Consider the following 10230-nt stretch of genomic DNA (forward strand, 5'->3'; position numbering starts at 1 on the left):
CTAGCTCAGTGGTGTGCTGGGTGTGGGCCTGGCCGGCGTCGTAGTCGACCATTTGCTCGCAGTTGCCGTGGTCTGCCGTAATTAGGCAGTGGCCGCCGACTTCTAATACCGCATCTGTGACGCGCTTGATACAGGTATCTAGGGCTTCCACAGCTTTGACCGCAGCTTCAAATACGCCAGTGTGGCCGACCATATCGCCGTTGGCGTAGTTACAAATTATGGTGTCGTAGTTGCCGCTGTGAATTGCCGCAACCAGCTCGTCGGTCAGCTCTGGCGCGCTCATTTCGGGCTTTAAGTCGTAAGTGGCGACATCGGGGGACGCGATCAGTTTGCGATCTTCGCCTGTGTAAAGTGCTTCCCGTCCGCCACTAAAGAAAAACGTAACGTGCGCGTATTTCTCGGTTTCGGCTATGCGCAGCTGGGTCTTGCCTTGTTTTTCCATGACCTCGCCAAAGCTATTGTGCATGGTGCTGGGCGGGTAGGCGACAGCGGCGGGAATATTGTCGGCATATTCCGTGGTCATCACAAACTCGGCCAGCGCAGGGCGGGTTTTGCGCGCAAAGCCGTCAAAATCCGAGTCTACAAAGGCGCGGCTAATTTCTCTTGCGCGGTCGGCGCGGAAGTTCATGAAGATTACGCTGTCGCCGTCGCTGATCTTGGCATCTTGCTCGCCCGCTTGCTGAATAATAGAGGCGCTGACAAATTCGTCGTTTTCATCGCGATCATAGGCGGCTTGCAGGGCGCTGCTGGTGTCGTCGTAGTGAAAGTCTGCTTCAGCATTAGTCAGTAAGTTGTAGGCTTTTTCGACGCGGTCCCAGCGATTATCGCGATCCATCGCAAAATAGCGGCCAATCATGGTGGCAGTGCGGCCGCAGCCTAATTCGCTGAACTTGTCATCGAGCTTTTGCAGTGAGGCTAGTGCGCTGCGCGGGGGAGTGTCCCGGCCATCGAGGAAGGCGTGTACATATACCTGCTTGGCGCCGCGTTGGGCGGCGAGCTCAATCATCGCCAGTATATGGTTTTCGTGGCTGTGTACGCCGCCAGCCGAGAGCAAGCCAAGGATGTGCACCGCTTTACCTGCGTTTACAGCTTTATCTACCGCCTGTGTGTAAACCGGATTGCTGAAAAAGTCGCCGTCGCTAATGGCTTTGTCGATGCGGGTAATGCTTTGGTAAACCACTCGTCCAGCGCCGAGGCTCATGTGGCCAACTTCGGAATTGCCCATTTGGCCGTCGGGTAGGCCGACATCAAGGCCTGAGCCTGAGATCAGGGTGTGGGGTGCATCGCGCCAGAGGCGATCCCAGTTGGGGGTGTTGGCGTGGAAGATGGCATTGTCTTTTGGGTCTTCGCGGTAGCCAAAGCCGTCAAGAATAATGAGTACGACGGGTTTCTTTGCTTGGATGTTGGCCATAAATACACACTTTTGAACGCTGGGGATTAACTCGGTATTGTAACTTTTTCGCTGAGTTGAGGCTACGTAGCGGTGGGTGAGAATTGCCGCTCGGCAGTGTATACTCTCGCTTTTTTCGCGAATTGTGCAGCGCACATGGCATAAAGAGATGTTTCGATGGATAAATTAATCCCCTTTGTTGCTGAGCAGTGGATACTTGTGTCGGCTTTGATTTCTTGCCTGCTGTTACTGAGCTTTCACGAGCAGCGTCGCGCCGGTAAGGCGCTCACGCCTCAGCAAGTAGTGAATTTAGTCAATCAGCAGGGGGCGGTAGTCATTGATTTGCGTGATAAGGCCGAGTTTAGCAAGGGGCATATTATCGATTCCGTTAATCTACCCTTCGCCGAGTTAGAAAAAGAAATTGCCGATCATGCTGAAAAAGACAAGCCGTTAGTCTTGGCGTGCAAAATGGGCCAGCATTCCAGTGCGGCAGGAAAAAAGCTCGGTTCATTAGGTTATACCCAGGTTAATCGCCTTAAAGGCGGAATTTCTGAGTGGCAAATAATGCAATTGCCCTTGGTGAAAAAATAAGACCGGCCTACGGTTTGCGTTATTGTATTTTCAGCAGTGTGATTTTTAAGAGGTAGAAATGGCAAAGGTAACGATTTATACAACGCGATTTTGTCCATTTTGTGTGCGCGCAAAGCAGTTGCTGAGCAGTAAGGGCGTAGCCTTTGAAGAAATACCGGTCGATGGTCGCAATGATTTGCGCAGTGATTTGGCCAAGCGCAGTGGCCAGCGCACGGTGCCGCAAATTTGGATAGGCGATACCCACGTTGGTGGTTGCGACGAGCTGTATGCACTGGAACGCCGCGCGAAACTTGATGCCTTAATTGCTTCGTAGTGACCTTGTGAAAGTCGATGCTAGGCCTTATATAGGTATATAGCCCCTTTAAATTAGTTTAGGAAACGGAAAACAATGCCAGAAGAAACGCCCGTTCAAGCCAAATTTGCCCTGCAGCGTATCTACACAAAAGACGTGTCTTTTGAGTCGCCCGCCAGCCCCGTTATTTTTACTAAGGCGTGGAAGCCAAAAATTCAGGTTGATCTCAATACCCGCAGCAAAGCGGTTGCCGATAATACCTATGAAGTGATTTTGACGGTAACGATCACCGCCAAACTTGAAGATGACGAGACTGCTTTCTTAGTAGAGATTCATCAGGCCGGTTTATTTGTTGCCGAGGGCATTGAAGGTGAGCAGTTGCGTCAGCTTCTGGGTATAGCCTGTCCTAATATGCTGTTCCCGTACTTGCGTGAAGCGGTTGACGCGCTGGTGGTGAAGGGTGGTTTCCCTGCGCTCGCATTACAGCCAGTGAATTTTGAAGTGCTCTACCGTCAGGCCGAAGAGGCCCAGGCCGCGCGTCAGGCAGAGACTTCCTCCACGACCCACTAAGTTAGTCGTGTAGTTCGAAATACCGCCTACTGATGGGTCAGTACGCGGTATTTTTTTATCTCCTGTATTGTCATTATCCTCTTGGCTCTCTTGGTGCCCCAGCTATGTTCCATATCGCCCTGTACGAACCACGCATCGCCCCCAATACCGGCAATATAATTCGTTTGGTAGCCAACAATGGTTGCCATCTGCACCTTATAGAGCCGTTGGGCTTTGATATGGAAGAGAAAAAATTGCGTAGGGCAGGCCTAGACTACGCCGAGTTAGCGCGAGTAACGCGTCATGCAGATTACCCGAGCTTTTTAGCTGCGATGGGTGATCGTCGGATATTTGCGCTCACCACCAAGGGCAGCCGTAATTATGCCGATGCAAAATTTGAAGCCAATGATGTTTTGTTGTTTGGTTCCGAAACCTCAGGCCTACCGCAAGAAGTGCGGGAAAGCTTAGGGCAGGAACACTGCCTGCGCGTGCCAATGATGGCCGAGGCGCGCAGTCTCAATTTATCGAATACGGTCGCGCTGGTGAGTTATGAGGCGTGGCGGCAAGTGGGGTTTGTGGGGGCAAGTCTGACGTCGGGAGTCTGACGTCGGACGAATAAGCTGTGCGGAGCTTCGTTATGTAACGTCAGCCACCATATCAGTTTCTAAGCGTCAGACGCCCGACCTCCGACGTCCGACTGGCCCTTCAATCAATCCTCATCATCCCCACCCATCCCCAATTCCTTTATCTTCCGCGTCAGGGTATTGCGTCCCCAGCCCAGCAGGTTTGATGCATCGCGGCGGCGGCCGTGGGTGTGACGTAGTGCGGCTTCAATCATGATGCGTTCAAACTGGGGTACGGCGCGGTCGAGCAGCTTTTCCCGGCCCAGCATAAGTTCTTGATCTGCCCAGCGCTTGAGGTTGTCTTGCCAGTTTGAGGCGGGTGCGGCTTCGCCTTGGGGTCTTTCGAGCAATTCGGGAGGCAGGTCGTTGATATGGATTTCACGGCCTGATGCCATCACTGTTAACCAGCGACAGGTGTTTTCTAACTGACGAACATTACCCTGCCATTCCATCTGGCAGAGGTATTCTTCGGTTTCGGGGCGAAGCCGCTTCGGCTCGACATTCAATTCATTACCCGCGCGGGTAAAGAAATGCTGCATGAGCTTGGGGATATCTTCCCTGCGCTCTGAAAGTTTAGGCAAGTGAATGCGAATAACATTGATGCGGTGAAATAAGTCTTCTCGGAATTGATTGTTCTTTACCAGCTTTTCAAGATTCTGGTGAGTAGCGGCAATTATACGTACGTCGACTTTAACCGGCGTGTGACCGCCAACGCGGTAGAACTCACCGTCGGCTAACACCCGTAATAAGCGGGTTTGGGTGTCGGCGGGCATATCGCCAATCTCATCTAAAAACAGGGTGCCGCCGTTGGCTTGTTCAAAGCGGCCGCGACGCTGGGCGCTGGCACCGGTAAACGCGCCTTTCTCATGACCAAACAGCTCGGATTCCATTAAGTCTTTGGGAATAGCCGCCATATTGAGCGCAATAAAGGGCTTCGTTGCCCTAGGGCTGTGGCGGTGTAAGGCTTGGGCGACCAGTTCTTTGCCGGTACCGGATTCACCGTTGATTAGCACGGTAATATTGGATTGCGCCAAGCGGCCAATGGCTCGAAAAACTTCCTGCATGGCAGGGGCTTCGCCAATAATTTCGGTGGTTTCCAGCGGAGCTTGCTCGGGAAGCAAATTACGGTTTTTGTTGGCGTGTTGCAGCGCGCGCTGGGTGGTGGCAACGGCGTCATCAACGTCAAAGGGCTTAGGTAAATACTCGAAGGCGCCGCCTTGATAGGAGGCAACCGCGCTGTCTAAATCTGAATGTGCGGTGGTGATAATCACCGGTAAGCCAGGGTGAGCTGCGGTGATTCGCGACAATAATTTCAGGCCGTCGATACCGGGCATGCGAATATCGCTAATGATGGCGTCGGGGACTTCGGATTCGAGTTCACTGAGTAAGCCGTCGCCGTTTTCAAAACAGCGAGTAATGATGCCGGCTTGGTTTAGGGCTTTTTCAAGCACCCAGCGAATCGATCGATCGTCGTCGGCTATCCAAACAGCATTGGTTTGACTCATGAGGCGTGCTCCAGCGGAATATGCAGAGAGAAGGTGGTGTTACCGGGCTCACTGCTACATTCAATTAGTCCGTTGTGATGGTTGAGTATGGATTGTGCAATAGACAGGCCGAGGCCGGTGCCTTCGGCGCGGCCACTAACCATAGGTAAGAAAATGGAGGCGCGTAGGTCCTGGGGTATCCCTGGTCCGTTATCAATAATGTCGACGCTGCACACCAGGCGGTGTCGGTGAGTGCCGATGGTGAGCTGGCGCAGGGTGCGGGTGCGCAAGATGATCGTGGGGTCGCGGTCCTCGCTGTCAATTTGGCGCAGTGCTTGTTGGGCGTTGCGAGCAACATTTAAGAAGGCCTGTATCAGTTGTTCGCGGTCGCCCAAAATGTCGGGGATGCTGGGGTCGTAATCGCGAATAATACGAATATGACCTTCGCTCTCGGCTTCGATTAGCTGACGTACGCGTTCCAATACCTCGTGGATGTTGGTCATTTGTTTTTCAGGGGCGCGATGGGGGCCGAGCATGGTGTCGACTAAATTCCGAAGGCGGTCCGCTTCTTCAATAATAATATTGGTGTAGTCGTGGAGTTTAGGGTCGCTGAGCTCTCTCGCTAATAATTGTGCCGCGCCGCGCAGGCCGCCAAGGGGGTTTTTTACTTCGTGGGCGATGCCGCGTATCAAGGCTTGGCTGTTTTGCTGGGACGACAATAAACCCTCCTCGCGGCTAATTCTAATCAGCCGGTCTAAGGGTTGTAATTCAATTATCAAAGACGTGCGGCGGTATTCCGTGACTGGGGTTACGGCGTAGTCGACAGTGATTTCAATGCCGGATCGCAAGGTCAGAACGGTTTCGCGCTTGGTGTAAGCTTCGCAGTTGTTGATCGCGTCCAGAAGTTTGACGAGGGTGTCTTCTTGTTCGTGAAATAATTTGGTGATGGCTTCACCGTGAATACGTTGATCTGATACCGCCAATAGGGATTCTGCCGCCGGATTGATGTAACTCACGGTCAGATTCGGCTCGACCAACAAAATGGCTGTTTTTAAGTTGTCGAGTATTTGATGGTGGATATTGTTTGGGGGCATAGCGTCGCCAGTATGTTCGTTATGCTTTAGCTCAAAGCAATTTCTAGGCCAAGCGGGGTAGGGTGGACTTTCTGTTAAAATTCGCGAATTTCTTGGGTGCTGGGTGAGCTGAGTCCCAATATAGTGCAATATTGTTGGCTGTTAGGCGCAGCATTATTGGACGCGTCTGCACTAAGTATAGGTGATAAGGCACTTAAATGGTGCAGAAATGTGGCCTGGGGCTAGCTGCCGGGCTGGTAGACCATAATGTCGATAGAATCTTTGCTGATGGTTTTGCCGTTTTGATCGAGCAGGCTGGCGCTAATGCGGTGTGGTCCGCGGCTTAAGCGGGGAATCGTGTATTGAGTGCTGGTGGAGCTGGCGAGGGTGTGGCCGTCTAATTCAAAGACAATGCGCTGGGACGGATCTACGGTCTCTTTGGTGGTGATACGAACGTCGGTGGGAATGAGCCCATTGGGGATGATGGCGCCGTTAGCGGGGTTTTGAATAGTTATTTGATTGCTGTGTGAGACGGAGGTCGACGTTGCGCGGCGGGGCGGTTTGTTGCTTAGCTCGGTTGCCGGTGTGGTGTTAATAGGGGGAAGTTCGACAGGCGTACTGTTTTTGGGTGCTTTGTCAGAAAATACGGTGTTCCCGTACTGGTCGGTTGAGCGGTAGATCTCCGCCGCTAGGCTCAGGCTGCTGAGCAGGCTGAATATTAAGATAAAAAATCGGCAGCGGATCATACAGCACCTCGGCATTTAATAGGCCTATGATGTGGCGAAGCCTAGTCGAGTGCAAGCACTGGTGTTAGTGCGTGAGTAAGCTGAATGGTGGGGCTGAGCTTGGGCTTGAATGAAAGCATAAAAAAAGCCCGCATTGCGCGGGCTTTTTCAGGCAAAAAGCGGTTTAAACGCTGTAGTACATGTCGAACTCAACGGGGTGAGTTGTCATGGCTAGGCGTTCAACTTCTTGCGACTTAAGGGCGATATAGGCGTCGATAGTATCGTCGTCAAATACGCCGCCAGCAGTCAAGAAGGCGCGGTCTGCATCCAGTGCCTGCAGGGCTTGGTCTAGGCTAGAGGCAACAGTTGGGATCGCGGCTGCTTCTTCTGCGGGCAGGTCATACAGATCTTTGTCGGCAGCATCGCCGGGGTGGATCTTGTTTTGAATGCCGTCCAGGCCAGCCATCAACATTACCGCAAAGGCAAGGTATGGGTTGGCTGATGGGTCAGGGAAGCGTACTTCAACGCGGCGAGCCTTAGGGTTCGGCACGAAGGGAATACGAATTGACGCAGAGCGGTTACGGGCCGAGTAGGCCAACATAACAGGTGCTTCAAAGCCAGGAACCAGGCGCTTATACGAGTTAGTAGACGCGTTGGTGAAAGCATTGATCGCGCGAGCGTGCTTGATGATGCCGCCAATATAGAACAGTGCAGTTTCAGACAGGCCGCCGTAAACGTCGCCAGCAAACAGATTGGTGCCGTTTTTGCTCAGTGACATGTGAACGTGCATACCGCTGCCGTTATCACCAACGATTGGCTTGGGCATAAAGGTCGCTGTTTTGCCGTAGGCGTGAGCCACATTGTGTACGCAGTACTTAAGGACCTGTACTTCGTCAGCTTTTTTAACACAGGTGTTAGGGCCAACGCCGATTTCACACTGGCCAGCGGTGCCAACTTCGTGGTGGTGAACTTCAATGGTCAGACCCATATCGGTCATCGCATTACACATCGCGCCGCGCAGGTCGTGGAGGCTGTCGACTGGTGGTACGGGGAAGTAGCCACCTTTAACCCCTGGACGGTGACCGGTATTGCCTTCTTCAAAATTGTCGCCTGATTTCCAAGCTGCTTCGTCAGAGGCAATAGCGTAGCTGGCGCCTTCCATTGAAACTTTCCATTTAACATCGTCAAAGATGAAAAACTCGGGCTCGGGGCCAAACAGTGCGTTATCGGCAATACCGGTGGCGCGCATAAAGTCTTCAGCGCGCTGGGCGATAGAGCGTGGGTCACGGTTGTAGCCTTGCATGGTAGATGGCTCTACGATGTTGCAGCGGATGATGATAGTGGATTCTTCGGTAAAGGGATCCAGAATCGATGCGGTGTCATCAGGCATCAGGATCATGTCGGATTCGTTAATGCCTTTCCAGCCGGCGATGGATGAGCCATCAAACATTTTACCGTCTTCAAAAAAGCCTTCATCGATGTCGGTCGCAGGAATGGTAACGTGCTGCTCTTTACCTTTAGTATCGGTAAAGCGCATGTCGGCCCACTTTACGTCATTGTCGGCGATTAACTTGAGAGTATTCTCGGACATTATGTTCGTCCTCCAGATTGAGAAAGTAAGTTTGAATTCGGCATCGCCGAAGGGTCATCGATTATATTCGCTATGCATTGTGCCGCATAGCAGCGCAATCTGCGAACTGAAAACGCAAAAAACATGCCGTTTTTTACAATTGCGCAAAGTTATGGCTTATTCAGTGAAATGGCAATAATTTGCGTAATGCTTGTGCATAGCGGTGAAGCAAGTGCTCCTTAATGGTGCTTGATCTTAAATAATGATCCATGTTGGTGCGTTTTGCTGGGCTGCCCCCTAGGGGATTGAGAAGGTATAATAGTTGATCCCCCATCTTTGCGGATTCTAAATGAAATTCCTCGTTAAATTATTTCCAGAAATCATCATCAAGAGTAAACCTGTTCGTAAAAAGTTCATCAAGCAGCTGCGCGATAATTTGCGCAAATTGCTGCTGCCCTTGGACCCGAATCTGGAAATTATCCGCGACTGGGATCGAATTACGATTGAAACGGCGAGCCAAGACCCAGAGGTCTTGGCCGGTTTTATTGCCGTGTTGAGTAATACGCCGGGCATTGCGCATTTTGTTGAGGTCTTGGAATACCCGCTCGTGGATGTGCACGATATTTATGAGAAAACCAAGCTCGCCGTTGGCGACAGCCTGCGTGGCAAAAGCTTTGTGGTGCGTTGCAAGCGGGTGGGCAAGCACGACTTTAACTCCAGCGAGGTCGAGCGCTATGTGGGTGGCGGTTTAAATCAGCATGTTGAGTCGGCGGGTGTCGACTTGCATAATCCCGATGTGACCGTGCGTATTGAAGTGCGCCAAGAGATGGTTTACATCGTAAACCGGCGTATCGAAGGCCTAGGCGGTTTTCCGCTGGGCACAATTGACGCAGTTGTGTCATTAATTTCTGGGGGCTTTGACTCGACGGTTTCCAGTTACATGACGATGAAGCGGGGTATGCGCACCCATTTCTGCTTTTTTAATCTGGGTGGTCGTGAACATGAAGTTGGGGTGAAGGAAGTTGCCCTCTATTTGTGGCTAAAATACGGCGCTTCGCACCGAGTGAAGTTCGTTAGTGTCCCTTTTGAGGATGTTGTCGGCGAAATTTTAAAGAACGTTGAAAACTCGCAAATGGGTGTTGTGCTCAAGCGTATGATGCTGCGCGCGGCATCGGAAGTGGCGGCCCAGCTCGAGGTGACCGCCTTGGTAACGGGTGAGGCGGTGGCGCAGGTTTCTAGCCAGACCTTACAAAATTTAGCGGTTATCGATCAGGTCACTGATACCTTGGTGCTGCGACCACTGATTTGCACCGATAAACTGGATATCATCAGTACTGCCGCAAAAATTGGCACCGAGGCCTTTGCTGCGAATATGCCAGAGTATTGCGGTGTTATTTCGGTGAAGCCAACCACCCGCGCAAAACCAGAAAAAATCGCTGCGCAAGAAGCTAATTTTGATTTTGCCGTGCTTGAGCGGGCGATCGCCGCCGCGAATTACATCAATATCGATGCGCTTGCCGATGAAGACATGAGTGTCGCTGCGGTTGAATCGCTGCCTATTCCCTTGCCTGATGCGGTCGTTTTGGATGTGCGTCATCCCGACGAGGTGGATCGCAAACCTTTGAAATTGGCGACTAGCGAAGTGCAGGCCATCCCTTTTTATGAGTTGCATAGCCGTTTTGCTCAGCTGGATCAGGCGCGGACTTACATGCTGTACTGCGATAAAGGTGTGATGAGTCGGCTCCATGCTTCGCACTTGGTAGAGCAAGGATTTGAAAATGTAAAAGTGTATCGGCCGTCGTAAGTCGACCGTTACGCTTTATTCGGCTTTGCTGGCGGTCATTTTTTCCGGAGCGCCCAGATTCAGGTTGTACAGCTTAAAGCGCTGATTCTCCAAGGTTAAGGTCGCCGTCATGATTGCGCTGCCATGTTC

The 10230-nt window shown here is 51.9% G+C and carries 10 protein-coding genes; 5 read left to right on the top strand and 5 right to left on the bottom strand.

Annotated features, from left to right (window positions below):
* On the bottom strand, positions 1 to 1411 hold a 1411-nt coding region (gene gpmI / locus ABYT30_RS10540), incomplete at its 3' end, for a 2,3-bisphosphoglycerate-independent phosphoglycerate mutase (protein WP_373096362.1).
* Between the two features lie 156 nt (positions 1412 to 1567).
* Here gpmI and ABYT30_RS10545 point away from each other — a divergent pair.
* The 4 genes from ABYT30_RS10545 (at position 1568) to ABYT30_RS10560 (ending at position 3427) form a co-directional block, all read left to right on the top strand.
* Positions 1568 to 1981, top strand: a complete 414-nt coding sequence (locus ABYT30_RS10545) for a rhodanese-like domain-containing protein (RefSeq protein ID WP_373096365.1) — start codon at positions 1568 to 1570, stop codon at positions 1979 to 1981.
* A gap of 58 nt (positions 1982 to 2039) precedes the next feature.
* The gene (gene grxC, locus ABYT30_RS10550; RefSeq protein ID WP_373082851.1) at positions 2040 to 2294 is read left to right on the top strand and encodes a glutaredoxin 3; all 255 of its coding nucleotides are present in this window, start codon (positions 2040 to 2042) and stop codon (positions 2292 to 2294) included.
* 75 nt (positions 2295 to 2369) lie between these two features.
* On the top strand, positions 2370 to 2843 hold the full coding sequence (gene secB, locus ABYT30_RS10555; RefSeq protein ID WP_373082850.1) for a protein-export chaperone SecB: 474 nt from the start codon (positions 2370 to 2372) through the stop codon (positions 2841 to 2843).
* Between the two features lie 104 nt (positions 2844 to 2947).
* Complete coding sequence (locus tag ABYT30_RS10560) at positions 2948 to 3427, top strand: tRNA (cytidine(34)-2'-O)-methyltransferase (RefSeq protein WP_373096368.1); 480 nt, start codon at positions 2948 to 2950, stop codon at positions 3425 to 3427.
* 104 nt (positions 3428 to 3531) lie between these two features.
* On the opposite strand, the gene ntrC is transcribed toward ABYT30_RS10560, so the two are convergent.
* From ntrC to glnA, 4 genes are all read right to left on the bottom strand, one after another.
* On the bottom strand, positions 3532 to 4950 hold the full coding sequence (gene ntrC, locus ABYT30_RS10565) for a nitrogen regulation protein NR(I) (protein ID WP_373082848.1): 1419 nt from the start codon (positions 4948 to 4950) through the stop codon (positions 3532 to 3534).
* Positions 4947 to 6023 carry a nitrogen regulation protein NR(II) gene (gene glnL / locus ABYT30_RS10570; RefSeq protein ID WP_373082846.1) on the bottom strand — a complete coding sequence of 359 codons (1077 nt, stop codon included), beginning with the start codon at positions 6021 to 6023 and terminating at the stop codon, positions 4947 to 4949. Before glnL ends, ntrC begins: the two co-directional genes overlap by 4 nt.
* Positions 6024 to 6244: 221 nt before the next feature.
* The gene (locus ABYT30_RS10575) at positions 6245 to 6748 is read right to left on the bottom strand and encodes a DUF4124 domain-containing protein (protein ID WP_373096370.1); all 504 of its coding nucleotides are present in this window, start codon (positions 6746 to 6748) and stop codon (positions 6245 to 6247) included.
* A 163-nt stretch (positions 6749 to 6911) separates the two neighbouring features.
* Positions 6912 to 8318, bottom strand: a complete 1407-nt coding sequence (gene glnA, locus ABYT30_RS10580) for a glutamate--ammonia ligase (RefSeq protein ID WP_373082842.1) — start codon at positions 8316 to 8318, stop codon at positions 6912 to 6914.
* A 328-nt stretch (positions 8319 to 8646) separates the two neighbouring features.
* On the opposite strand from glnA, the gene thiI reads away from it, so the two are divergent.
* The gene (gene thiI, locus ABYT30_RS10585) at positions 8647 to 10101 is read left to right on the top strand and encodes a tRNA uracil 4-sulfurtransferase ThiI (protein WP_373096373.1); all 1455 of its coding nucleotides are present in this window, start codon (positions 8647 to 8649) and stop codon (positions 10099 to 10101) included.
* Positions 10102 to 10230: the final 129 nt, after the last annotated feature.

This window comes from Zhongshania sp. (genome assembly GCF_041623545.1).
Classification (GTDB): domain Bacteria; phylum Pseudomonadota; class Gammaproteobacteria; order Pseudomonadales; family Spongiibacteraceae; genus Spongiibacter.